General features: G+C 69.7%; 22 protein-coding genes. 8 read left to right on the forward strand and 14 right to left on the reverse strand.

Annotation, left to right across the window (positions count from 1 at the left end):
• Positions 1 to 2: 2 nt before the first annotated feature.
• From ACFWQC_RS14775 to ACFWQC_RS14810, 8 genes are all read right to left on the reverse strand, one after another.
• Complete coding sequence (locus ACFWQC_RS14775; RefSeq protein WP_378679016.1) at positions 3 to 764, reverse strand: DUF4097 domain-containing protein; 762 nt, start codon at positions 762 to 764, stop codon at positions 3 to 5.
• Between the two features lie 74 nt (positions 765 to 838).
• Positions 839 to 1,420, reverse strand: coding sequence for a toxin-antitoxin system HicB family antitoxin (locus ACFWQC_RS14780; protein WP_378679019.1), 582 nt, complete (start codon positions 1,418 to 1,420; stop codon positions 839 to 841).
• A gap of 232 nt (positions 1,421 to 1,652) precedes the next feature.
• Entirely contained in the window at positions 1,653 to 5,027 is a 3,375-nt protein-coding gene (locus ACFWQC_RS14785) for a (Fe-S)-binding protein (RefSeq protein WP_378679022.1), read from the reverse strand.
• A 182-nt stretch (positions 5,028 to 5,209) separates the two neighbouring features.
• Positions 5,210 to 6,493, reverse strand: coding sequence for a choice-of-anchor P family protein (locus ACFWQC_RS14790; protein ID WP_378679024.1), 1,284 nt, complete (start codon positions 6,491 to 6,493; stop codon positions 5,210 to 5,212).
• Between the two features lie 265 nt (positions 6,494 to 6,758).
• On the reverse strand, positions 6,759 to 7,730 hold the full coding sequence (locus ACFWQC_RS14795) for a hypothetical protein (protein ID WP_378679026.1): 972 nt from the start codon (positions 7,728 to 7,730) through the stop codon (positions 6,759 to 6,761).
• A 252-nt stretch (positions 7,731 to 7,982) separates the two neighbouring features.
• Positions 7,983 to 8,846, reverse strand: coding sequence for an HpcH/HpaI aldolase/citrate lyase family protein (locus ACFWQC_RS14800; RefSeq protein WP_378679029.1), 864 nt, complete (start codon positions 8,844 to 8,846; stop codon positions 7,983 to 7,985).
• Between the two features lies 1 nt (position 8,847).
• Positions 8,848 to 9,933, reverse strand: coding sequence for an HpcH/HpaI aldolase/citrate lyase family protein (locus tag ACFWQC_RS14805; protein WP_378679032.1), 1,086 nt, complete (start codon positions 9,931 to 9,933; stop codon positions 8,848 to 8,850).
• Positions 9,934 to 9,990: 57 nt separating this feature from the next.
• Positions 9,991 to 10,125: a hypothetical protein gene (locus ACFWQC_RS14810; protein ID WP_378679035.1), complete on the reverse strand. Its 135-nt coding sequence runs from the start codon at positions 10,123 to 10,125 to the stop codon at positions 9,991 to 9,993.
• Positions 10,126 to 10,195: 70 nt separating this feature from the next.
• Between ACFWQC_RS14810 and ACFWQC_RS14815 the strand changes: the two genes are divergently transcribed.
• Positions 10,196 to 11,182 (forward strand): GlxA family transcriptional regulator, encoded by a 987-nt coding sequence (locus tag ACFWQC_RS14815; protein WP_378679038.1) that lies wholly within the window; start codon positions 10,196 to 10,198, stop codon positions 11,180 to 11,182.
• 286 nt (positions 11,183 to 11,468) lie between these two features.
• Here the strand turns inward: ACFWQC_RS14815 and ACFWQC_RS14820 are convergent, their stop codons facing one another.
• From ACFWQC_RS14820 to ACFWQC_RS14835, 4 genes are read right to left on the reverse strand one after another with little or no spacing between them, the layout of a single operon-like run.
• Positions 11,469 to 12,008 carry a DUF1992 domain-containing protein gene (locus ACFWQC_RS14820; RefSeq protein ID WP_378679041.1) on the reverse strand — a complete coding sequence of 180 codons (540 nt, stop codon included), beginning with the start codon at positions 12,006 to 12,008 and terminating at the stop codon, positions 11,469 to 11,471.
• Positions 12,009 to 12,049: 41 nt separating this feature from the next.
• Entirely contained in the window at positions 12,050 to 13,489 is a 1,440-nt protein-coding gene (locus tag ACFWQC_RS14825) for an MFS transporter (RefSeq protein ID WP_378679044.1), read from the reverse strand.
• Positions 13,486 to 14,790, reverse strand: coding sequence for a M20/M25/M40 family metallo-hydrolase (locus tag ACFWQC_RS14830; protein WP_378679047.1), 1,305 nt, complete (start codon positions 14,788 to 14,790; stop codon positions 13,486 to 13,488). The genes ACFWQC_RS14825 and ACFWQC_RS14830 overlap by 4 nt, the downstream gene beginning before the upstream one ends.
• A gap of 52 nt (positions 14,791 to 14,842) precedes the next feature.
• Positions 14,843 to 16,138, reverse strand: a complete 1,296-nt coding sequence (locus tag ACFWQC_RS14835; protein WP_378679050.1) for a C39 family peptidase — start codon at positions 16,136 to 16,138, stop codon at positions 14,843 to 14,845.
• Between the two features lie 72 nt (positions 16,139 to 16,210).
• On the opposite strand from ACFWQC_RS14835, the gene ACFWQC_RS14840 reads away from it, so the two are divergent.
• Positions 16,211 to 17,359: a GTPase family protein gene (locus tag ACFWQC_RS14840; RefSeq protein ID WP_378679053.1), complete on the forward strand. Its 1,149-nt coding sequence runs from the start codon at positions 16,211 to 16,213 to the stop codon at positions 17,357 to 17,359.
• Between the two features lie 25 nt (positions 17,360 to 17,384).
• Here ACFWQC_RS14840 and ACFWQC_RS14845 read toward each other — a convergent pair whose 3' ends face one another.
• On the reverse strand, positions 17,385 to 17,873 hold the full coding sequence (locus ACFWQC_RS14845) for a winged helix-turn-helix transcriptional regulator (RefSeq protein ID WP_378679055.1): 489 nt from the start codon (positions 17,871 to 17,873) through the stop codon (positions 17,385 to 17,387).
• 108 nt (positions 17,874 to 17,981) lie between these two features.
• Here ACFWQC_RS14845 and ACFWQC_RS14850 point away from each other — a divergent pair, with 108 nt between their 5' ends.
• From ACFWQC_RS14850 to ACFWQC_RS14860, 3 genes are read left to right on the forward strand one after another with little or no spacing between them, the layout of a single operon-like run.
• The gene (locus tag ACFWQC_RS14850) at positions 17,982 to 18,647 is read left to right on the forward strand and encodes a dihydrofolate reductase family protein (RefSeq protein WP_378679058.1); all 666 of its coding nucleotides are present in this window, start codon (positions 17,982 to 17,984) and stop codon (positions 18,645 to 18,647) included.
• Positions 18,647 to 19,177 (forward strand): dihydrofolate reductase family protein, encoded by a 531-nt coding sequence (locus ACFWQC_RS14855; RefSeq protein ID WP_378679061.1) that lies wholly within the window; start codon positions 18,647 to 18,649, stop codon positions 19,175 to 19,177. Before ACFWQC_RS14850 ends, ACFWQC_RS14855 begins: the two co-directional genes overlap by 1 nt.
• A gap of 9 nt (positions 19,178 to 19,186) precedes the next feature.
• On the forward strand, positions 19,187 to 20,080 hold the full coding sequence (locus tag ACFWQC_RS14860; RefSeq protein ID WP_378679064.1) for an SDR family NAD(P)-dependent oxidoreductase: 894 nt from the start codon (positions 19,187 to 19,189) through the stop codon (positions 20,078 to 20,080).
• A 1-nt stretch (position 20,081) separates the two neighbouring features.
• On the opposite strand, the gene ACFWQC_RS14865 is transcribed toward ACFWQC_RS14860, so the two are convergent.
• A complete protein-coding gene (locus ACFWQC_RS14865) occupies positions 20,082 to 20,681 on the reverse strand; it encodes a nitroreductase family protein (RefSeq protein WP_378679067.1) in 600 nt (199 codons plus the stop codon).
• 166 nt (positions 20,682 to 20,847) lie between these two features.
• On the opposite strand from ACFWQC_RS14865, the gene ACFWQC_RS14870 reads away from it, so the two are divergent.
• The 3 genes from ACFWQC_RS14870 (at position 20,848) to ACFWQC_RS14880 (ending at position 24,262) form a co-directional block, all read left to right on the forward strand.
• A complete protein-coding gene (locus ACFWQC_RS14870) occupies positions 20,848 to 20,970 on the forward strand; it encodes a hypothetical protein (RefSeq protein WP_357339889.1) in 123 nt (40 codons plus the stop codon).
• A gap of 151 nt (positions 20,971 to 21,121) precedes the next feature.
• Positions 21,122 to 24,031 carry an AAA family ATPase gene (locus ACFWQC_RS14875; protein WP_378679070.1) on the forward strand — a complete coding sequence of 970 codons (2,910 nt, stop codon included), beginning with the start codon at positions 21,122 to 21,124 and terminating at the stop codon, positions 24,029 to 24,031.
• A gap of 90 nt (positions 24,032 to 24,121) precedes the next feature.
• On the forward strand, positions 24,122 to 24,262 hold the full coding sequence (locus ACFWQC_RS14880; RefSeq protein ID WP_176883792.1) for a hypothetical protein: 141 nt from the start codon (positions 24,122 to 24,124) through the stop codon (positions 24,260 to 24,262).
• Positions 24,263 to 24,312 lie beyond the last annotated feature (50 nt).

Below are 24,312 nucleotides of genomic sequence, written 5' to 3' on the forward strand. Positions count from 1 at the left end.
GCTCAGAGCCCGATGAGGGTGATGTCACCACTCACGGTGGTGGTGCGGAGCTCGACGTAGGGCTCGCCCGCGGCCGGTGCGCCAGCGCTCTCGACAGTGCTGGTGCACCGGCCGGTCACCGTGTTGACGTCGGTCCACACCGGGGTGCCGTTCGGGATCCCGATGCGTACGTCGGAGGAGGCTCCCTTCACCGAGATCCGGCCGGCGCTGACCGAGCGGACCGCGAAGTCGCCCGCGCCGGTCGAGTGGTTCACGTCGCCCTCGACCTCGTCGATCTCCACGGTGCCGGAGCCGGTCTTGGTGTGCAGGTCGTGGACCGTACCGATCCGGATGTCGCCGGATCCGGACTTGATCGAGGCGCGCCCGTCGAGGGTGTCCGCCTCGACGTCCCCCGAGCCGGACTCGACCTGGAACTCCTCGCTGACCCGATCGATCCGAATGTCGCCCGACCCGGTCTGGAGCCAGGCTGCCCGCAGGACGCCCTGCGTAGCGATGTCGGCAGTCCCGGTGCGGGCTCGCAGCTGGCTGCGGGCGGGAACCGTCACGCTGATGTCGTATCGCCGCGAGCGGTTGAACGGTCCTTTGTGCGGGTCGATGATGTTGATCGTGTCGCCGCTCTGCTCGACGACCAGACTCTCGGCGTCCTCGCCGTCGATCTCGACGACGGTCTCGTCGGTGTCGGTCGCCTGGACCTCGAGATTGCCCTTGCCGAACTCGACGAAGAGCTTGGCGGGGGCGGTGGACATGAAGGTGTACGTGCTCATGATGGTGCTCCTCAGGGTGTGCGGATCTACCGGACGGGCCGGGCGGCCGTCCGTGGTCGTGCTGTGAGCTCAGGTCAGAGCCAGCCGGTCATCCGGCGGTCGGACCTGCCGCGGTTGCTGCCGCGGAACGGATCGAGGCTGCTCATCGCCTCGCTGACGATGTGTGGGATCGCGGAGAGGTCGACGTCGACGTTGACCGCGTTGTCTCGGGTCGCCGCGCGCACCGCGCCGACGAGCCAGGTGTTGAGCGATTGGCCGGCGTCGGCCGCGGCCTCCTCGGCCTTCGCCTTGAGCGACTCCGGGATGCGGAGGGTCACCCGCGCGAGGTTGTCGTCGCCCTCCGGCTCCGGCGGGGCGGGAGGGGCTGGGGGAGCGGGCGGTGTCGGCGGCGTCGGGGGAACCGGCTCGGCGAGCTGGGGAAGCGTGACCCCGAACTCCAGGTCGCGCCCTCGCAGACGTACGTCCACGTTGCCCGCCGGCAGCTCCGCCGTGATCTCCGCGGCCGCCTGGCTGACCGCCTCCATCACCGCCAGCCGAGCGGCCGGGTCGAGTGCGTAGGTGAGCCGCTCCGCGGTCTCCCGTGCCTCCGGCCCCGATGCCTCGGCCGCGGCCAGCAGGTCCCGTCGCAGGCTGTCGATGTACGGCGTGATGTCCATACGCACCACTATGACATCACAATGACGTCACCACAACCCCAATCTGACATCACGTGACGTCAGCGCCCTCGCCGAGGCGTCACCCCGGTCGGCCGAGACGTCACGTACGTCGCTCGAGTGGGCACGCTGGTGCCATCTCGGCCGACGCGAGCGACGCCTCGGCCAAAAATGACGATGACACCTTGTGAATGGATCACAAGGTGTCATCGTCTGGTGCAGCGGACTGCGGGGGTCAGAGGTCGAAGAGCGACCCTGCCTCGTGGATGTCGACGTCGGTACGCGGCGCGTGCGCGTCTCCGCTCACGGCAGGTGCCGGCTTCGGCTCCGGCGCGGGAGCGGCCTTCTCGGGCTCCGGCTCGGGCTCGGCCGGCGTCTCCACCTCGACCGCCGCTTCTTCGGCGGGTGCGGCGGGTGCCTCGTCGACCACGGTCTCCGGGGCAGCCTCGGCCACAGGTGCGGCCTCAGCGGGCGCAGCCGGAGCCGCAGCCGCCACTGCTCCCTCCGGGGCCTCGATGTCGAAGAGCGAGCCGAGGCTGTCGAAGTCGACGTCGGTCTTCGGGTCCGAGGTCACTCCTGAACCTGCCACCGGCGCGGCGGGAGCCACAGGCGCAGCAGGTGCGGCCGGGGCCTCCGTCACGGCCGGAGCCGGAGCCGGGGCCGGGGCCGGGGCCTCGACCGGAGCCGCCGGCGCGGGCTCGCGGGCCGGGATGTCGAAGAGCGAACCCCCCGCGCTGAGATCGACGCTCGGCTCTTCGGCGGCGGGCGCAGCAGCCGGGGCCGCAGGCTCGGCTGCCGGGGCAGCCTTCGCCTCGGGCGCAGGCGCGGCCTCCTCGGCCGGCGCAGCCGGGATGTCGAAGAGCGAGCCCCCTCCGCCGAGGTCGACCGAAGGCTCCTCAGCCGGCGCGGCCTTCGCCTCAGGGGCGGCAGCAGGCTCCTCAGCCGGCTTGTCGGCAGGCTTGTCTGCCGGTACGTCGAAGAGCGAGCCACTCGAAGCCGGGGTCTCCTCCTCGGCAGGTGCCTCCGCAGGCGTGTCGAAGAGCGACCCGCCGTCGTCGAACAGCGACCCGCCGGAGGCCGGCTTCTCCGGCTCAGCGGCCGGAGCGGGGGTGTCGAAGAGCGATCCGCCACCCGACGTACCTCCCGCGGCCGGCTCGGCCGGGGCAGGGGTGTCGAAGAGCGAGGACGCGTCGGCCGGAGCCTTCGGGGCCTCGGTGGCCTCCGCGGCCTCGGCGGGGGAGTCGAAGAGCGACGAGCCCGCGGCGGCGGTGGCAGTCCCGGCGGCCGGAGCGGCTTCCTCGACGGCCGGAGCAGCCTTGGCGGCGGCACCGACCTTCGCGCCCTCGCCCGGGGCCAGCTTGGTCGCCTGCTCGCCCTTCACGGACGCGAGCAGCATCTGCGCGACGTCGAGCACCTCGACCTCTTCGCGTGCGGCCCCGTTGGCCTGGGCCTTGGTCAGGCCGTCGGAGAGCATGACGCGGCAGAACGGGCAGCCGACGGCGATCTGGTCGGCACCGGTGGCGACGGCCTCGTCGGTGCGGTTCTCGTTGATCCGCGACCCGATCTTCTCCTCCATCCACATCCGGGCACCACCGGCACCACAGCAGAAGGAGCGCTCGGAGTTGCGGGGCATCTCCTTGTATTCGGCACCCGGCATGATCTGCAGCAGCTCGCGCGGCGGCTCGTAGACGCCGTTGTGGCGACCGATGTAGCACGGGTCGTGGTAGGTGATCGAGCGCTGGTGGGCGCCGGCGCCGTCCGCGACCGGGGTCAGCTTGCCCTCGCGGACGAGGCGGTTGAGCAGCTGGGTGTGATGGACGACCTCGAGCTCGATGCCGAACTCCTTGTACTCGTTCTTCAACGTGTTGAAGCAGTGAGCACAGGTGGTGACGGCCTTCTTGACCTTGAACTCCTTGAACGTCTCGACGTTCTGCTGAGCCAGGCCCTGGAAGACGAACTCGTTGCCGGCGCGGCGGGCGGAGTCGCCGGTGCAGGTCTCGCCGTTGCCGAGTACGCCGAAGGAGACCCCGGCCATGTCGAGCAGCTCGGCCACGGCGCGGGTGGTCTTCTTGGCGCGGTCCTCGTAGGCGCCGGCGCAGCCGACCCAGAACAGCCAGTCGACCTCCTCCAGCGACTCGATGTCCTTGCCGACCTCCTTGACATCGAAGGGCAGGTCCTTGGCCCAGTCCATGCGCGCGTTGGCGTTCATGTTCCAGGGGTTGCCCTTGCCCTCGAGGCCCTTGAAGAGGCCGTTGAGCTCAGAGGGGAAGTTGGACTCGACGAGCACCTGGTAGCGGCGCATGTCCATGATGTGGTCGACGTGCTCGATGTCGACGGGGCACTGCTGGACGCAGGCACCGCAGGACGTGCAGGACCAGAGGACGTCCTCGTCGATGACGAAGCCGCCGTCCTCCGGGTTGTAGAACCAGTCGAGGACCTCGGCGTTGCCGCCGGCACCCTCCGGGGCGCCGTCGGCCTTGCCGATCAGCGGCTTCTCCTTGAGGTCGGCGTCACCGGCGGCGGCGTACGCGTGCTCACGAAGGCCCATCATCAGCAGCTTGGGTGAGAGCGGCTTCTCGGTGTTCCAGGCGGGGCACTGCGACTGGCAGCGACCACACTCGGTGCAGGTGGTGAAGTCGAGGATGCCCTTCCAGGAGAAGTCCTGGATCGAGCCGACACCGAGGATGGCGTCCTCGGGGATCCGGTCCTCCTCGACGTCCTCGAGGGTGACCGGCTTGCCGTCGATGAGCATCGGCTTGATCGCGCCGAGAGCGGTGCCGAGCGGGCGCGCACCTTCAGTGGTCGACGTACGCGACCCGGGCTCGCGCTTGAACCAGATGTTGAACCAGGCGGTGAAGCGGTGCCAGGCGACACCCATCGTCAGGTTGGACGAGATCACCATGAGCCAGATCAGCGCGGAGAGGATCTTGAAGGCAGCGATGAGGTAGATGATGTTCTCCAGCGACCCGATCGCGTCGGGACCGGTGGGGTAGAGCGCACCGAAGAACTGCGAGATCGGGAAGTGGAAGCCGGTCGCGTGCTCGGCGTGACTGGACCCATCGCTGGCACCGTGGGCCAGCGCAAGATTGTATTCCGCCCCGCGGATGAACAGGATCGCGATCGACTCCAGCAGCACCATCGCCTCGACGAAGAACGCCTGCCACATGACCGAGCCGTAGAACCGGGTCCCGCGGCCCAGCTTCTTCGGCTGGTGCAGCAGCCGGTAGATGATCAGCGGGATGATGCCCAGGGCGCCCAGCAGGCCGAGGCCCTCGGCCACCCACTCGTAGAGGAAGAACTTCCCGATGAAGGGGATCGTCCAGTCGGCTGAGAAGAGCTGGAAGTACGCCGAGCCGACGGCGGTCGAGAGCACGATGAACGCCGCGAAGGCGAACCAGTGCAGGATGCCGACCCAGGTCCACTGCAGCATGCGCGTGTGGAGGACGGTCTCTTTCAGCATCGTCAGGGTGCGGGCCAGCGGCTGGTCGACGCGGCTGATCGGCGTACCGATCTTGATGACCGCGAGCATCGACCTGACCGCCTTGGTGGTCAGGTAGACGGCGGCCACCGTTGTCGCGAGACACACGACGATGGTGATGATCTGCAACATGCCTAGGCGCTCCTCATCAGGGGGCAGGACTGCCGGAATGAACCGAGCCTAATGCTTGGCGCCGGTTCGATTGCGTACGGGTGGGTTGATACTACCCGTGAGTAACTTCAGGATGAAGAAACGGCCCGCGACCTGGTCAGGACGCGGGCCGTTTCTTAGGACAGCCTCAGTGGATCAAGGCCTCACTTGTTGGCGTTCACCTTGAACTTCGCGTGACCGATGTTGACGACCGTCTTGGTGCCCTCGGTCGCGTCGAGGAGCGTCAGCCGCAGGGCGACGACCTCGACCAGGTTCTTGCTGCGCTCAACGACGACCTTGGTCTCGATCTTGGCCAGGCCGGGGATGTCGACGCGGGAGAGCGCCGACTCGAGCTGGGCGAGGGAGACCTTCTGCTTGCCGATGTAGATGTCACCGAACTTGGTGCCCGAGATGGACGTCGTCGAGCCCTTGCCCTTGACGAAGTTCGCGTTCGCCTGGGCGCGGATGGCCTCGATGCGGATCGCGCCGTCGCCGATGTTGACGTTGGCGACCTCACCGAAGGTGTAACCCCCGGCGGTGGTCTTGGTCTGGTTCGAGCGCTGACCGCTGGTCAGGCCCTTGACGTCCACGATGTCGCCGGTCTCGCCCAGCGGGACGTGGCCGATGGACTTGGTCTTCAGCTTGCCCTTGGTGCCGGCGCAGCCAGCATTGGTCAGCGGGTTCTTGCCGACCTTGGCGACGCCGCCGAGGGCGGTGGCGTCGATGGAGTTGGAGAAGCCGCTGAAGACGCCGGAGAACGCCTGGCCGTTGATCTCGGCGCGGGAGCGACCGACGATGACCTCGGAGTCGGTGCCGTGGAGCTTGATCCAGATGCCGTTGGCGTAAGCCTCGGCGCCGTCGGCGTTGGTCTTCTCGACGGTGTTGCCCAGACCGATGGTGGCAATGCCCGGGATGACGAGCGGCTTGTCACGGCCGGGGATCGGAAGGTCGATCTTCTGGCCGGGGCCGGCCGGGTCGAGGACCACGTGAGCGATCTTGGCCTTGGAGTCGGCCTTGTAGCCCTTGCCGTCCCACCAGGCCTGGGACACCGAGCTGAGACCCTCGACGGTGACCTTGCCCAGCGGGCTCTTGTCGAGCACGACGTCGGCGATCTTGTGCTCAGAGATGGACTTGACCGTCGAGCCGGACTTGACGGTGCGCTGCTTGGTGGTGGTCGCACCGATCGTGCCGACGCCGGGCACCTTGGCGCCGGCGGTGTTGTTGTTGACGTCGTAACCAGCCTTACGGGTGCACCCGATGGTCTGGTATCCGAGGTCTCCCGAGTTGGCCGGGATGTTTCCACCGGTCACGCGGCTGCCGAAGCCGGCGGCGAACATCCCGAAGGAGGTGTTCGTCAGCGCGGCCTGTGATGGCGCCGGCACAACCAGAACTGCGCCGACGACGGCGGCAGCGGCTGCGGACAGCGCGAACGTACGGATGTTACGCATTGTTGGTTGGACTCCGATTCTGCGGTGGGGATCCCCCAAGATCCCCGCAACGGGGCCGTGCCACCTGCCAGATCCGGGGGAACCTGGCGCACTCCCGAGTTAAGGGGTGGCACATCGCTCAAACGAGAGAAAACCACGGAAGTTATCGGGACGGAGGTCCTATTTCTAGATGGCCCGTCCTTGTCATGGGTAACCCACCCGGGCATACGCAAACGGGGCCGTGACCTCGGATGAGGTCACGGCCCCGTTCTGGGCCACTCGATGACTACGGGGTCAGGTCGAGCTTGATTCCGGTGAGACCGTCGATGACGCCGGTCACCGTGTCGAGCACCGGGGCGACCACGTTCTCGCCCAGTGACGGCTGTGTCGGCACGGGGGTCGGTTCGGGTTCGGGCTCCGGTTGCGGGGCGGGCTCCGGGGCCGGCTGCGGGGCAGGCTCGGGAGCGGGCGCCGGGTCCTTGTCCGACAAGGTGTCCCCGCTGCGCGGGGTGGAGACCGACCCGCTGGAGGAGTGAGCGCCGCCGTAGGCCTCGGCGGTCGAGGGTGCGTCGTAGTCGCCGTTGGAGTGCTTGCCGCCGGAGGTGGTTCCTGGGGCTGCGGGGGAGAACGGGGACGTCTTCTCCGGCGCGATCACGCCGGGGGCGTCGATGACCTTCTGGTCGGCGATGTCGACCACGGGTACGGCGTCGTACTGGCCGGCGTGGGCCTTGGCCTGCGTGGTCTCGAGGTCCGGTCCGACGTTGGCCTGGGCGAAGGCGCCGATGCCGGCCGAGGCGATCGCCATCGCGGCGAGCGGCAGCAGCACGGCCTTCTTGTTGCGGGCGCGGCTCTTCGGAATCCGCTGTTCCTCGACCACGCCGTTCCGGGTCGGCACCTGCGCGGCGGCGTACGACGGCATCGCCGGATTGGCGAACGTCACCGGCCCGGCAGGGTGGAACTGCTGCGCCGTGTAGGGGCTCGGCTGGTAGGCGTACTGCGGCAGCTGGGCGTGCAGAGGCATCGGGCGCTGGTAGGTGGCCCGCGGCGGCTGCGGGTAGCCGGCATCGGAGTGTCGCAGGACGAGCGCCGTGCCGGGCTGCGCCTGTGGCGCGTACGGCGTGTGATGCGGTCGCACTCGCTCCACGGCTGGGTTCGTCTTGGGATTGGTGAACCACGACTCGTCCGCCGGCGACAACCCCTCGAGAGCGCGGCGGGCGATCTCGAGGGGTTCGGGCGCGGTGTCGTTCGTGGGGAGCATCGGTGTGGCGGGGTGTCGAGCCGGCGTGGGTGGGACGTTCGAGTGGTCCCCCGTCGCGGGCCGACGATTCGCTTCAGTCATCTGACGCTGTCTCCTGAGCGCGTAGCGAGTGTCGGTTGTGTCGCGCAGCACGTAACGGAACCAGAATCTCGACCGCTTGTCACCTTCTTCTCAGAAAAAAGTTACTGACAAGGCCAAATGGGCTCAGGAGGTAACGAGAGAGATACGCCCGGGGGTATATCTCTCTGTGGATTACAACGCTGCGATGGCCTCGGCGATGCTCAGCGTGCGCCGCGCGGACTCGACGTGGAGGTTCTCCACCATCTTGCCGTTGTAGGTCACCACGCCACCGTCGCTCGCCTCCCAGGTCTCGATGAGGCCCTTGGCGTCGGCCACCGCCTGCTCGCTGGGCGCGAAGCCGGCGTTGGCGCCCTCGACCTGGGCGGGGTGGATCAGGGTCTTGCCGTCGAACCCGAAGATCCGGCCCTGCTCGACCTCGGCCGCGTAGCCCTCGGCGTCCTTCACGTTGTTGTAGACGCCGTCGAGGATGACCTTGCCGCACGCACGCGCGGCGAGCACGGCCAGCTGGAGGCTGGTGACCAGGTTGGCGCGGGCCGGGACGTGGTCGACGTACAGCTCCTTGACCAGGTCGTTGGTGCCCATGACGAGCACCGTCAGCTGCTCGGAGGCGGAGGCGATCTCCTCGGCGTGGAGGATGGCGTACGGGCTCTCGATCATCGCCCAGAGCTTGGTCTGCTCCGGGACGCCGGCCTTCTCGAAGGCCGCGACGAGGTCGTGCACCTGCTGGGCGCTGCTGACCTTGGGGACCACGATCGCGTCGGGCCCTGCCTTGGCTGCGGCGGCCAGGTCGTCGGCGTGCCACTCGGTGTCGGCGCCGTTGATGCGGATGGTGAGGTACTTGTTGCCGTACTCGCCCGATGTCACGGCCGCGGCCGCGTTCTCGCGCGCCTCCGGCTTGGCGTCGGGGGCGACGGCGTCCTCGAGATCGAGGATCAGCGCGTCGGCGGTGATCGTCTTGGCCTTCTCGAGGGCACGCGTGTTGGAGCTCGGCATGTAGAGGACCGAGCGCAGGGGGCGGAACGTTGCTTCAGTCATCTCAGTCCTCGATCTCGATCGTGTCGTAGAGCTCCTTGAGCTTCGGGTCGATGGCGGCCAGCTCCTCGGCGAGGTCGACGAGCACGAGGCACTGCTTGAGGCTGGCGTCGTCCTCCATCTTGCCGTCGAGCATGACCGCGCCGGTGCCGTCGCCCATGGCGGCGACCACACGACGCGCGTGCTTGATGTCCTCGACGCTGGGGGAGAAGACGCGGTTGGCGATCTCGATCTGCTTGGGGTGCAGGCTCCAGGTGCCGACGCAGCCGAGCAGGAAGGCGTTGCGGAACTGGTCCTCGGCCGCGACCACGTCGGTGATGTCGCCGAACGGGCCGTAGTAGGGGTAGATCCCCGCCGCGGCGCAGGCGTCGACCATCTTCGCGATCGTGTAGTGCCACAGGTCCTGCTGGAAGACGGTGCGGTTGCCGTGGATGTCACCGTCGACCGGGTCCTGGCGGACCAGATAGCCGGGGTGGCCGCCACCGACGCGGGTGGTCTTCATCTTGCGGTCGGCCGCGAGGTCGGCCGGGCCGAGGCTGATGCCCTGCATGCGCGGGGAGGCGAGCGCGATCTCCTCCACGTTGGCCACGCCGCGCGCGGTCTCGAGGATGGCGTGGATGAGGATCGGCTTCTGTACGCCGCCCTTGGCCTCGAGCTGCGCGAGCAGCCGGTCCACGTAGTGGATGTCCTCGGGGCCCTGCACCTTCGGCACCATCACGACGTCGAGCTTGTCGCCGATCTCGGTGACCAGGGTGACCAGGTCGTCGAGCACCCACGGGGAGTCGAGCGAGTTGATCCGGGTCCAGAGCTGGGTCGGGCCACGGTTCCCTCCGAGATTGGCCGTCTCGGACGCGATCTTCACCAGACCCTCGCGCGCTGCGACCTTGTTGTCGGCCTTGACGGCGTCCTCCAGGTTGCCGAGGAGTACGTCGACGGTGCCGACCATGGCGGGCACCTTGGCCGCCATCTTCGGGTTCGACGGGTCGAAGAAGTGGATCGCGCGACTCGGCCGCGCCGGGATCTCCCGCAGTGGTGCGGGAGCGCCCACCGCCAACGGTGCGAAGAAGTCCTTGGGGCTCTTGTGACTCATGCCGGTCACCCTAACGGCCGGCGGTTACCGGCCGGTAGGCGTCTCGGCTTGTAACGATCACGACCGGCGTCGAGAGGGATGGTCCTTCGGGACCTGGGCCCCGTGACGGATCCGGGCGCCGGCGTCGAAGCCGGCGAGGACGGAGCGGACGGTGTTGCGGACCTTGCTGGGGTTCTTCTTGTAGTTGGTCATGACTCCAGCGTGCTCTCGCGGAGCCTTCTGCGGGAGTGGCAGAATTGACTGAGAGTGATAGATTCTTGCCATGCCCGTGAAGCCGTCCATCGCCATCCCGATCGTCGACGGGATGACCCTGTTCGAGATCGGGATGCCGCTCGAGGCGCTCGGCTACGACTGGGACCACGACGCCAGCCCGCTCTACGACGTGGTGCTGTGCGGCGATCTGCGTGGGGTGCGCGTCCACGGTGGACCGCGGCTGACGCCGCAGCGGCCGATGGCGGCGCTGGCCGAGGCCGGAACGGTCCTGGTCCCGGCGATCCGACCGGGCGAGCCGGTCAGTCCGACGTTGGTCCGGGAGCTGCGCCGCGCCGCCGCGGGCGGCGCCCGGATGGTCTCGCTGTGCACCGGTGCCTTCGCCCTGGCCGAAGCCGGGCTGCTCGACGGTCGCCGAGCCACGACCCACTGGCGGTGGGCCGAGCTGTTCCGGCGTACGTATTCCGAGGTCGACCTCGACCCGCGGGCGATCTACGTCGACGACGGAGTGCTGACGAGCGCGGGCTCGGCCGCAGGTCTGGACCTGTGCCTCCACCTGATCCGCACCGACCACGGCCAGCATGCTGCCAACACCATCGCCCGCAACCTGGTCATCGCCTCCCACCGCGACGGCGACCAGGCGCAGTACGTCGCGGCCGACCCGCTCACCGAGCAAGCCCACTGGCTCGACGAGCTGCGCACCTGGCTCCGGGCCAACCTGCACGAGGACATCACTCTCGAGCGTCTGGCGGCGGCTGCCGCGGTCTCGCCGCGCACCCTCGCTCGGCGCTTCGAGCGCGACCTTGCCACCACCCCGATGCGCTGGGTCTCCGCCGAGCGGATCGCGGTCGCCAAGACGCTTCTCGAGACCACCGACCTGCCCATCGACCGAATCAGCCACGAGGCGGGCTACTACTCGCCGGTGACCTTCCGGGCCGGGTTCACCTCGGAGGTCGGGGTGACTCCGGGGCGCTACCGGGTTCGGTTCTCGCGGCGCGAGCTCGGTGGTCGGGGTGGGGAGGTCGTTGGGAGGCGTTGAGGGTTCTGTGTTTTGTGGTTGGGGTTTGCCGCCGACCCTTTCGGGGAGGGTGTTCTCGGCGGCAGGGGTTTGGTGCGGAGATGTGGGTTGAGTGGGGGCTTGGGAGTCGGCTGATCGGTTCGCCGTGTGGGCGAGTGGGGCGGTTGGCGAACGAATTTTCGTTCGCCGCGTGAGTCGCCTCCGCCGGGATGGCGTCGGCTGGTGGAAAGAATTTTCTTTCCGCTGGAGGAGTCCCTGCTCGGTGGGGCGAACGAATTTTCGTTCGCCCGTTCATCGGCGCGACCGCTCAGCGCCGCCACCAGCGTCGTCTCCGAGGAGGCTGCTCGCGACGTACGTTCTTGGCGGCTTCCACCCGGGCGGCGCGGCGCTCTCGCCAGGCGTCGAGCGTGGCGTCGACGTCGCGGGGCATGGTGATCAGCGGCGGGCCCTCGGGCGCGCCGTAGCGAGCCGCTATGACCCGCTCGTTGAACTCCTCGACGATCCTGCGGGCGCCGTCCTCGGTGGTCTGGGTGTCGAGGAGATCGTCGAGCTCGGCGTCGTCCTTGCGGAGCTGGACGGACCGGGGGAGCACGACGATCTGCTCGCGCTCGACGAGCTGCCTGACCCACCAGTCGGGATCGTGGTCGCGGTCGAGGTTCTTGATCGGTTTGCCGGCGCCGGGCAGGTCGTCGAACTCGCCGCGCTGGATCGACTGCTGCACCTGGAGGTCGACCCATTTGGCCTGGTCCTGGATCCGGGCGGCGGCTGCCGTCTTGCTGGCAGCGTCGGAGAGAGGGGGCGCCTCCGTCTCCGGGCGCTCCTCGGGCCGGTCCTCGCTCGTGGGCACGTGATCACCTCCAGCGCGACAGAGTTTACCTGGATCTGGGTTTACCCAGCCGTGGTTGTGCGGCGGGGCAGCAGGAGCAGCAGCCCGGCGACGAGGGCGGTGACGCCGCACACCGCCCACACCGTGAGGTAGCCCGAGAGCGGCGCGTGCGCCTCGCCGGCGATGGACCCGTCCGCGGCGAGCGCGATCGCGAAGACCGCGGAGGCGATGGCGCCGCCGACGGTCTTGGTGGCGTTGGTCATGCCGGTCGCGAACGCGGTGCGGGAGGACGGCGCGGCCGCGGCGGCGGCCGCCGGCAGCGAGGCGACCAGGGCACCCGAGCCGAGCCCGACGACGGCCATGTTGAGGAGTCCCTGGCCGGTGGAGTCATGGAACGGGAGCCACATCAGATAGCCCGTCGCGACCAGGAAGCAGGCGACCGCCTGGGCTCGCACCGGCCCGAGGAACCGCGCCCAGAGCGGCAGGGTGAAGGCGGAGATCGCCATCGCGATGACGTACTCGGCGATCAGCAGGGACACGAACGACGCGTCCGCGCCCAGCCCGAAGCCGGCCACGGTGGGGTCGGTGCGCGCGAAGGTCGACAGCGGGATCTGCGCACCCAGCACGGACATCCCGAACAGGAACGCGGTCAGCTGGATCGGCCATTGCCCGCGCGAGACCAGCAGACGTACGTCGATCAACGGCTCGCGCGCGCCGGCATCCTCCAGCGCGGTCTCGATGCGCCAGAACGGGACCAGCGTGAGCAGCCCCAGGACCACGAGGCCCCAGGCGAGGAGAGATCCGGCCCCGAGGACGCGTACGCCGACCAGGCCGGCCATGACCAGGCCGAGCACGAGGGTCAGCACCGTCAGCCCGAGCCAGTCGAAGGCGCCGCCGCTGGTGCCGGAGTCGGGCTCGATGCCGACGGCGATGACGACGAAGACAGCGGTCACGGCCACGGCAGGGAAGGACAGGATCGCCCACATCGGGAGGACGCCGACGAGGGCGCCGGCAGCGATCGCGCCGGTGATCACCGAGAGCTGCAGCGCGCCGACCAGGACACCGGCGGCCCGACGGGTCAGGGCGGTGTCGCCGCCGGTGCGCTTGTGGACGATGGCGACCTCGAGCGGCAGCCAGATGACGTAGGCGCCCTGGATCGACCAGGCGACCAGGAACGAGCCGAAGTCGGGAGCGACCACGGTCCACCAGGTGGCGAGCGCGGTGATGCCGGTCGCCAGCAGCAGCACCTTCTTGTGGCCGATCAGGTCACCGAGCCGGGCGAGCGGGGGCACGCACAGCGCGGAGACGATCAGCTGCCCGGCCTCGAGCCAGTTGAGGTCGGCGTCGGAGACGCCGAGATGGTCGGCGAGATCGGAGAAGATCGGGGTGTAGTAGCCCTGCAGGATGCCGCTCGCGAACTCGACGGCCACCAGGAAGCCGACGATCACCCAGATTCCGCGGGCGGCCTTCTCGACGCCGGTGCGCTGACGTTCGGTGGTCACAGTGACTCGATCAACCTTCGGTAGAAGCGGATCCCGTCGAGGTAGTCATCGACCCTGATGTTCTCGTCGGCGGCGTGGATGGTGGCACGCTGGGCAGCGGTCATCCGGAACGGCGCGAACCGGTAGACCCGGTCGCTGATCTCGTAGAAGAAGCGTGAGTCGGTCGCGGCCATGACCGTGTAAGGAGCGGGCACCGCCTCCGGGAAGATCTCCGCGATGGTGTCGGTGACCAGCGCGAACGCCTCGTCGCGAGGGGAGACCGGCGACGGCTCGCCGGCCCGGACGACCTCGATCTCGACCTGCTTGTCGCCGATCGCGGCACGCAGCCGCTCGACCACCTCGGCCACCGTCTCGCCGACCATGATCCGCAGGTTGACCCCGGCCGAGGCGGCCGAGGCGATGACGTTGGCCGCTGGACTGCCCTCCAGCGTCGTGATCGCGACGGTGGTGCGGGTCAGCGCGGCCGGCTCGGGTCCGAGCCGGGGCAGCAGCCGGGCCAGCGCAGGCGCCAGTCGGCCGGCGTTGGCCAGCACGGGTCGTAGGGGCTTGGCTGCGTACGGGGCGATCTGCTCGAACATCTCGACCGTCGGCGCCGGCAGCCGGACCGGCATCGACATCCGGTCGAGCCGGGTGATCGCGCGGGCCAGCCGCGCGGTCGGGCCGTTCTGGCGTGGGGTGGAGGAGTGGCCGCCGTCGCCGGTCACCTTGAGGCGTACGTCGGTGGTGCCCTTCTCCGCCACGCCGACGACCCCGATCGGCGCCGCGACGCCCGGGAAGGCGTCGAAGGCGACCGCGCCGCCCTCGTCGAGCACGAACCACGGCTCGACCCCCTGGTTGCGGAGCTCCTCGACGGCCGCCCGCGCGGCCGCACCGGTCGTCTCCTCGTCGGATCCGAACGACAACCAGACGTCGTAGGCAGGCTCGAACCCGTCCGTGAGGAGCCCCTCGACCGCGGCGCAGATCGCCACCAGCTGCCCCTTGTCGTCGAGCGTGCCGCGCCCGTGGATCACCCCGTCGACGATCTCGCCGCCGAACGGGTCGTGGGTCCAGACGCCTGCGATCGGGACGACGTCCTGGTGGGCCATCAGCACGACCGGCTTCTCGGCCGAGGAGCCTGGCCAGCGGAAGAGGAGCCCGCGCTCGCCGACCGGGGTGAGGTCGAGGGTCGCGTGCAGCAGCGGGAAGTGCTCGCGCAGCGCCTCGTGGAGCTGCTCGAACGCCTTCTCCTCTGCGCCGGAGCCGTCGTTGACGGTCGGGGCTCGAAGTGCGGCCTGAAGAGCTGCGACGGCATCGAGTGTCATGGCCGCAACCTAGTCGGCCGTGGGGGTGTGGATCACCGTGGTGGCGTCTCCGTCACCAGTTTGTAGCCTTCCCCGCGCCGGGCAGCCGCACGTCGCGCGGGTGGATGACGTAGGTGATCCCGTCGGTCGAGGTCTGCCAGACCCGCTCGAAGTTCTCGCGGGTGTAGACGTTGCGCACCTCGTCGTTGGAGGAGTGGTTGGGGTCGTAGACGATCGGGTCGCCCTCGGCGGTGAAGCCGCCGATGACCAGCAGGTGGCCGTCCGTGCCATAGCCCGACTCAGGCATCTCCTCGAGCTCCCAGCTGGCGGAGACGACCAACGGGAAGCCGGCCGCCACCAAGGCCTCGGCCTCGGCCAGCGAACGCAGTCGGGTCACGAACCCGTCCAGGCCCCAGCGGCCGGCGTAGGCGGTGTTGAACGGCCAGTTGCCGGCGCCCTCGTAGGCGTAGTCCCAGGTGTTGATCGCGGCGTAGGCGACCTGCGGGTCGCCGTTGGGCGCCTCGATGTCCGTCAGCTCGCTCGCCGGGACCTCGTGACCCCAGTGGTACTGCACCATCGATGTCGAGGTCGGTGAGCACCAGACCTGGCCGCCGCCGCCGAAGTCCGGGTATTCGCCGCGGTGGATGTTCTGGCTGAACGGCGGGACACGGAGGTCGATCGCGTCGTCGAGGGTCGGCGTGCTGGTGCCGGGGTAGGCGGAGTCGGGCAGGTATTCGTTGGTCAGCGTCGAGACCGTTCGCAGGCTGGGGGAGACGGTCGCGCCCTCGGGGCGCAGCAGGGTGACCCTGGTCTGGAACGCCTCGGGCTCCTTGCCGGTCCTGGCAACGTACGTGTCGGTGTAGAGCGCCGCGTCGGTGTCGCTCTGTCCCTCGACGGAGGTGCGGTGGATGTCGCCGGCCGCGAAGTCGTCGCCGGCCGTCCAGCGACCCATCACGAACCACTTCGTCCAGGTGCCGTCCGCCTTCCGGCCGCGGAACCGGATCTCGGCCCAGGTGCCGGTCGGGGTGTCGACGTCCCACGAGGTGACCGACTCGTCGATCGGGTATCCGGTCTTGACCACGGGCGAGGTCCAGGTGCCGTACTCGTAGGTCTTGGCCGTGCCGTCGCCGAAGGGGTCGGTGTAGGCCGTCGTCTCGCTGCCGCGGCCGATCCGGAGGGTGCCGTGCCGGTCAGGGCGCAAGTTGCTCGACCTGCCCTTCGCGAAGTCTTCGAGGCTGTTCCACCGGGTGAGGGTGATATCGGTCGACTGGGTCTCCGGCTCGGCCGCGTGGACCGGAGTCGTGGGCGCGACCAGGACGACTGCAGCGGCTAGGGCGGCAACGTACGCAAAGCTGGACCGAGGGCTCATGGCGGAACGCTATTCCCCATCGGAGCGCGCGGCCACGACAATTCGTCGGTGCCGGCTGGCATCCTTGGCGACGTGAACAACTTCGCATCCGACGGCTGGTTCAAGGACGAGTTCCACAAGAGGTATTCCGAGTCGGCCAAGGAGATCGGCCGGTTCAACCTCGCCGTCTTCGGCAAGACCGGGGTCGGCAAGTCGACGCTGGTCAACGCCGTCTTCGGGGCGGAGGTGGCGAAGACCGGGATCGGCGAGCCGGTGACGAAGGAGTCGACGCTCTACCTGCACACCAGCGGCTTCTTCGGGCTGCTCGACACCCAGGGCCTGGAGATCGGCGTCGAGGGCGACCGGGTGATCAAGGATCTCGCCAAGCTGATCCAGGAGCGACGCCGCAAGCCGCAGTCCGAGCAGATCCACGTCGCCTGGTACGCCGTACGTTTCGCCGACCGCCGCTTCGAGGACACCGAGGCCGCGTTCATCCAGAAGCTCGCCGACCTGGGGCTGCCGGTCGTGCTGGTGATGACCCAGGTGCCGACCTCGCCGACCGGTGCCTTCCACCCGGACGCGGTCGAGTTCGCCCAGCAGATCGACGCGCGGGGACTGCCCGTGCACGGGGCCCGGGTCTACCTGACGAACGCCAAGGCCGACGACTTCTCCGGCCAGCAGGTCCACGGGCTGCAGGAACTCGTTGATGCCACCTTTCGATGCGCGCCTGCAGGGGTCGAGGAGGCCCTCACCGCGGCGCAGAGGGTGGATCTCAAGCGTAAGCAGGAGCAGGCGAACACCGTGATCGCGGGTGCCGCGGCCGCGGCCGGGGCGGCCGGAGCCACCCCGATCCCGTTCTCCGACGCGGTCGTCCTGGTGCCGATCCAGCTCGGGATGATGGCGCGAATCTCGGCGATCTACGGCATCGAGGTGGACAAGGCCGCGATGGCCTCGATCGCGGCCACCGCGGCCGCCACCCAGGCCGGCCGCACGGTGGCCGGCAACCTGCTCAAGATGATCCCCGGGTTCGGCACCGTCGGCGGCGGGGCGATCAACGCCACCGTCGCGGCGGGCTTCACCGGCGCGATCGGCGCCGCCTGGTCGGCCGTCTGCATCAAGCTCGGCGAGGGCAAGCTGCGCGGGGTCAACGGCGCCCTGGACACCGAGAGCATCAGGACGCTCTTCCTCGATGAGCTGAAGAACCAGATCTCGAAGCTGAAGCTCCACGCCAAGGAGAAGTGAGGCGGTTCCTTGATGGAGGAACCGCTCACCCGGCCATGGCCGCCTGGTACGCCGCGGCGAGCTGCTCGCTCGCCCGCGGGGCGTCCGGGTCGGGCCGCGGCGTCCCCAGGTGGAGCTCGCGCAGCTCGTCCATGAACGACGCCACCATCTCGGGACCGGCATCGCGCAGCAGCTCCGCGCGGACCCGGAGCTGCCGGGTGCCGTCGCGATGGGCGAGCCCCCAGTTGCCGAGGGCGACCATGATCGGCAGCGTCTGGATGCCAGCCTCGGTCAGCGAATAGGCGGCCTTCTGGCCGCGGCCGGCCTCTTCCTTGGTGAGCAGGCCGCCGTCGACGAGCTTCTTCAGCCTGCTGCTGAGGATGTTGGAGGCGATGCCCTCCTCGGAGCTGCCGAGCAGCTCGCGGAAGTGGCGGCGGTTCCCGAACATCACATCGCGCAGCACGATCACCGACCAGGGGTCCCCGAAGACCTCCACGGCTGCGTTGATCGGGCACCCCGATCTGGGCTGACTCACTCGGTGTCTCCTGCACTCGGAAATAGTGGTTGCAATCTGCAATCGGGAAGTCTACTCTCGGCGCTAGTGATTGCAAAGTGCAATCACTCTGATTCGAAGGAGATCGACATGTCACGCGTACGTGCTCACACCATCGGCGTCTCGCTGGACGGCTTCGCCACCGGCGACGGTCAGAGCCCGGAGGCGCCGTTCGGCCACGCCGGCATGCGGCTGATGGAGTGGTTCTTCCCGACCAGGACCTTCCAGGGCGCGACCGGGCACCGGGAGCGGATGGAGGCCGACCCGGCCTCCGAGCCCGACGACGCCTTCGCAGCCCGTTCCTGGGAGGGCATCGGCGCCGAGATCATGGGCGCCGGCAAGTTCGGTCCTCCGGGATGGCAGGACGACGTCGACTGGACCGGCTGGTGGGGCGAGGAGCCGCCGTTCCACACACCCACCTACGTGCTGACCCATCAGCCCCGCGAGTCGATCGAGATGAAGGGCGGCACCGTCTTCCACTTCCGCGACGCCCCCATCGAGGAGGTGCTGGCCGAGGCGCAGGAGGCGGCGGCCGGCCAGGACGTACGCATCGGCGGCGGCCCCTCCTCGCTCCGGGACTTCCTGGCAGCCGGTCTCGTGGACCACCTGCACGTCGCCGTCGTCCCGATCATCCTGGGCCGTGGCGTACGGCTGTGGGACGGGTTGGAGGCGCTGGAGGACGGCTACGAGGTCGCGTCGACCACGACGCCGAGCGGCATCACCCACGTCACCTTCGACCGGAAGCAGGCCATGTGATGAGCAGCAAGGTGCTGTGGCACTTCTCGATGTCGCTCGACGGGTTCGTCGACGGACGCGAGCCGGGGATGGCGTGGCTGAGCGACGTCACCGGCCCACCCGGGGTCGAGGAGGCGTACTCCTCGCAGCTCGGTGCCGTCCTGGGTGGCCGCAAGGGTCACGACGCCTACCCCGACGCGATGCCGTACGGCGACTGGGAGGGGCCGGTCTTCATCCTCACCCACCATCCCGAGGACGCCCGGCCGCAGGAGCACGTCACCTTCCTCAGCTGCGACGTCGGCGAGGCGCTGCGGATCGCGATCGAGGCGGCCGGCGGGAAGAACGTCGAGGTCCATTCCGCCGACATCGGCCGCCAGCTCCTCGAACGCGGCCTGATCGACCAGATCGACCTGCACGTCGCGCCGGTCCTCTTGGGCGACGGCATCCGCCTCTACGAGAACCCCGGCGGCGAGCCGATCCGGCTGCACAACCTCATCGGCGACGATCCGCACCTGGAGGTCGACCTCCGCTACGCCCCGGCGCGGGCCTAGGGTGCGGGAGTGGTCAGCCTGTTCTCGCTTCCGCTCCTGCAGACGCCGCGTGCCCGGGTGGCGCGCACGATCCGGGCTGTGACCGGTGGTCCCAGTCCTCTCGCCGGCCGGACCGTGCTGGTCACCGGCGCCAGCTCGGGGATCGGTGAGGCGACGTCGTACGTCGCGGCTCGACGTGGCGCGCACGTGCTCCTCGCCGCCCGCCGGGCCGAGGAGCTCGAGCGGGTGCGGAAGACCATCGAGGAGCGCGGCGGGCGGGCGTCGACCTACCTCGTCGACATGGCCGACGGTGACTCGATCGACGCGCTGGTGGAGCAGCTGCTCGCCGAGCACGGGGCGGTCGACTACCTGGTCAACAACGCCGGCCGGTCGATCCGGCGGTCGCTGGAGCTGACCCACGACCGCTTCCACGACTTCGAGCGGATGATGGCGGTGAACTACTTCGGCGCGGTGCGGCTCACGATGGGCCTGCTGCCGGCGATGCGCGCCCAGCGGTTCGGCCACGTGGTCAACATCGTCACCTGGGGCAACCAGATCAAGGCCCCGAAGTTCGCCGCCTACATCGCCGCGAAGTCGGCGCTCGACGTGTTCGGTCGGATCCTGAGCCGCGAGGCCTACTTCGAGAACGTGACCTGCACCAACATGCGCGTCGCGATCGTGCGTACGCCGATGATCGCCCCGACCGCTGAGTACGAGGGCCGCGGCGAGAGCCCCGAGGAGTGCGCCGAGCGCGTCGTCCGGGCGCTCGAGGACCGGCCGGTGACGGTCGACGGCGCGTTCGGCTCGGTCTACGAGGTCCTCAACATCGTCACCCCGCGCCTGGCCGATCTCGCGATGGCGGTCTCGCATGTTCGTGGGTCGGACTCCGCTGCCGCCCGCGGGACGGCTCGGACCACGGACTGAGTCACCAGCGACCGCGGTGGACGACGTCCTCCAGCGGGGTGCGCTTGCGGCGGGTGGGGGAGCCCTTGGCGCCCCCGGAGGCGGGGTGGCCGATGGTGACGGCACCGATCGGGTCGAACGCGTCGGGGATGTCGAACGCCTTGCGGACCGCGGCGTCGGACTCCGGCGGGATGCCGAAGTAGAGGGCGCCGAGGCCCTCTTCGACCACTGTCTGCAGGATCAGCATGGTCGCCATCGCGGTGTCCATGTGCCAGAACGGCATCGGCCAGTGGGCCTCGTCGCGGTCGGTCCAGCCCTTGTCGGGCTGCGCGTACCGGTCGAGGTAGGCCGCCTTGGAGGAGCAGGGGATCACGATCACCGGGGCCTGCATCATCCCGGTCAGCCACGCGTCGGGACTGTCGATGTCGTCGGCCGTCGCCTCCCAGTAGCGGCGTACGTCCTCGGGGTTGTCGAGGACGAGAAAGGCCCAGCCCTGGGAGAAGCCTGCCGACGGTGCCCGGGTGGCGTTGTGCAGGATCTTGTCGACCACCGCCGGGTCCACCGGATCGCTGGTGTAGCTGCGGACCATCTTGCGGCGGCGTACGACCTCGGAGAACTCCATAGGCCCAGTGTCCCGTCTAAGGCGCGGAGCGCCTGCCCTAGGTCGGAAAGTAAGGCGCCCGGGTCGGTAAGTAGGGCGCGCGACCGATTCGGGTGCCTACCTCAGCGGAGGAGTCTTCTCGATGTCAGCAGGACACCCAAGCAGGACAACTCAGCAGGAGATCGAGATGTACACCACCGTAGGTTACGAAGCAGAGGTCAAGTACCGCCGCCAGCAGATCCAGAAGGACCTGGCGAAGCGCCAGCGGGCCACCGAGGCTCGTCAGACGCGACGCAACCGCACTCGCTGAGATGCGGCCGCGGGACCATCAACGCCGAGCAGGAGAGATCCCGCTCGGCGTTGCTTCATGTCCAGGGCACGGCAGCCTCGACCCCCGGGCCGACCCCTGGGCCGACCCCTGGGCCGACACGGTGTTGTCGGAAGGCGCGATGATTGCGCCCATGGCGCAGAGTGCCGAGAGGCTGGTCGGACGTGATGCCGACCTGGAGACACTGGCGGGGCTGGTGGGGCTGGACGGCACCGCACAGCCGGGCGGACGTAGGCATGTCCTCCTCGCGGGCGACGCCGGTGTCGGAAAGACCCGGATCCTGCGTGAGCTCCGCGGCCGTGCCGCCGCCGACGGCAGGCAGGTGCTGGTCGGCCACTGCCTCGACTTCGGCGACAGTGCCGAGGCCTACCTGCCCTTCACCGAGATCCTCGACAACATCACCACCGCGCTGCCCGACGTGGTCGCGCAGGTCGCCGACGTACATCCGGCGCTCCTGCGGATGGCACCCGTCGCTCGTGCGCTCGGCGGGGCTGACACCGCCGTCCAGGAGGCGCTCGACCGGGGCAACCTCTTCGCCGCGATCCACTCACTCCTGGAGCGCGCGGCCGAGAAGGCGCCGCTGCTGGTCATGGTCGAGGACACCCACTGGGCCGACCAGTCCACCCGTGACCTGCTGACCTTCCTCTTCACCCGGCCGTTCGACGGCCCGGTCACGATCCTCGCCTCCTACCGCGCCGACGACCTCCACCGCCGGCACCCGCTGCGCCGCCAGCTCGCCGAGTGGACCCGGCTGCCCTCGGTCGAGCGGTTCCACCTCGGCCGGCTCTCGGACGACGACGTACGCGTCCTGGTCGGTGAGCTCGCCGGTGACCTCACCGACGGGGTCGACGTCGAGAGCGTCGTACGCCGCGCCGACGGCAACGCCTTCTTCGTCGAGGAGCTGGTGCAGGCCGCCGGCGCCGACGAGCTGCCCTGGGACCTCGCCGACCTGCTCCTGATCAGGCTGGACCAGCTCGACGCGACAGCGCGCGAGGTGGTCGACACCGCCAGCGCCGCCGGGCGCGACGTCAGCGACGAGCTCCTCGAGGCCGTCGCCGGTCTCGACCGCGCCACCCTCGACGCCGGGTTGAGGCAGGCGATCGAGCGCGCGATCCTGGTGCCGCGCGAGGACGGATACTACGTCTTCCGGCACGCGTTGCTCGGCGAGGCGGTCTATGACGACCTGCTGCCGGGGGAGCGGGTCCGGCTCCATCAGCGGTACGTCGAGGCGCTGAGCAGCGACCTCACGACCGGCAGCGCGGCCGGTCTCGCCCGTCACGCCCGTCTTGCCGGCGACCACGAGACCGCGCTCGCGGCCGGGATCGCCGCCGGTGACGAGGCTGCCGCCGCCGGTGGTCCCGACGAGGCCTCGCAGCACTATCAGCAGGCGATCGCCCAGCTCGCCGGTCGTGCAGACTCCGACCATGACACCCAGCGCCTCGTCGACCTGGTGGTCAAGGCCAGCGACGCGATGGTGGCCGCCGGGCACGCCGACCGGGCCGGGAAACTGGCCCGTGAGCAGCGGGAATCCCTCCCGGCCGACGCCCCCGGGCTGTGGCGTGCGCAGCTGATGACGGTCGAGATCGAGACCAGCTTCGCCTACGTCAACGACGTCCGGGTGGGGGCGCTCGCGGAGAAGGCGATGGCCGAGCTGCCCGAGGACGCCCCGCCGTTGGTGCGAGCGCGGCTGCTCGCCGCGTACGCCCGGTCGCTGATGATCTACCGCCGTCACGACGACGCCGAACGAGCCGGCCGGGAGGCGCTGGCGCTGGCTGAGGAGCTCGGCCGGACCGGCCTCGCCGCGGAGGTCGCGGCGACGCTGGCCGGGTCGTGGGGGCGTCCGCCTCAGCTGTGGATCGAGCCGCTCCGTGAGGCGGTGGCGCGGGCCGCCAAGGTCGGCGCGTTGCACCCGGAGTTCCGCGCCCGGCTCCAGCTCGCCTTCGCCCTCGACGCGGCCGACCGTCGCGACGAGGCCGGCGAGAGCTACCGCAGCGCCTTCGAGCTCAGCGTGGAGCGGGGCGTCCCCTGGGCGCCGTACGCCTTCGACGCCCGGATCGCCTGGCTCGACTACCTCCACACCGCCGGCCGCTGGGACGAGGCGCTCGCGCTGACCGACGCGTACGGCATCCCGCCGGCGCTGTGGCCGTGGCTGGAGTCCAAGCGGCTGATGATCGAGCAGGCCCGCGGAGCCGACGTCGGCGCCGAGGCGCGGCGGCTGCGGCCGTCGTGGAAGCAGGAGGTGGCCACCGCCAGCGAGTCGGCACCCGTGGAGATCCGGGCCGCCGCAGGTCGTGGAGACATCGACGGTGCGATCGAGGCCTACGACGCCGGCGTCGCGGCGCTCACCACCGGCTGGGGAAAGTGGTTCGGCGCTCATGCCCGGCTCTCGGCGATCGCCGTCGGTGCGATCGGCTCCGCAGTCCCGGCCGTCCCCGTCGGTGCGCGCCCGCAGGTGATGGCGCAGGTGGACCGCATCCTCGAGGCCGGCACGCGGCCCGTCGAGACCGAGCAGCCCTGGGGGCTGGAGGGGCAGGCGTGGTCGGCGCGGCTGCGGGCCGAGGGGCTCCGCGCCCACTGGCTGGCCGGCATCTCCGTCCCCGAACAGGCCGACCTCGTCGAGGCGTGGCGCGAGACCGTGGCCGCGTTCGAGGCGTTTCCGCACGTCCACGAGCTCGCCTGGTCTCGGGTCCGGCTCGCCGAGATCCTTCGCGCCGGTGGCGACACCGCCGGCGCGCGTGTGCTGGCTGACCGGGCCAGGGAAGCGGCGAAGCGGCTCGGCGCTCGACCGCTCCTCGACCACCTGCTCACCCTCGGCACCACGCCGCAGCGGTCGGCGGCGGGTCCCTCCGGCCAGCTGACCGCCCGGGAGAGCGAGATCCTCGCTCTGGTCGCCGCCGGGCGCAGCAACGGCGAGATCGGCAAGCAGCTGTTCATCTCGACCAAGACCGTCTCGGTCCACGTCTCCAACATCCTGGCCAAGCTCGGCGCCTCCGGCCGCACCGAGGCAGCGGCCATCGGCCGCCGCCGGGGGCTCGTGGAGTGACGCTGATCACGCCTGAATGAGGCACCCGTGACGTACGCCTAAGGCAGGCGCCTCATGCGTGGCGCTACCTCAGGAGCCGAGTCTGGATGCATGACTTACACCAACCAGATCAGCTATGACGCCGAGCTGGCCTACCGCCAGCAGAGCATTCGCCGCGCGACCGCGGCCGACCGCCTCGCCCGCCAGGTGAGGCGCCGCCGTCCCCGCCGGATGGACTCGATACACAACTGAGTCCCCGGAGGTCGGTAATGCGGGAGAATCCCGGGCCCGGAGGCGCGATG

This window comes from Nocardioides sp. NPDC058538 (assembly GCF_042719275.1).
Classification (GTDB): Bacteria; Actinomycetota; Actinomycetes; order Propionibacteriales; family Nocardioidaceae; genus Nocardioides.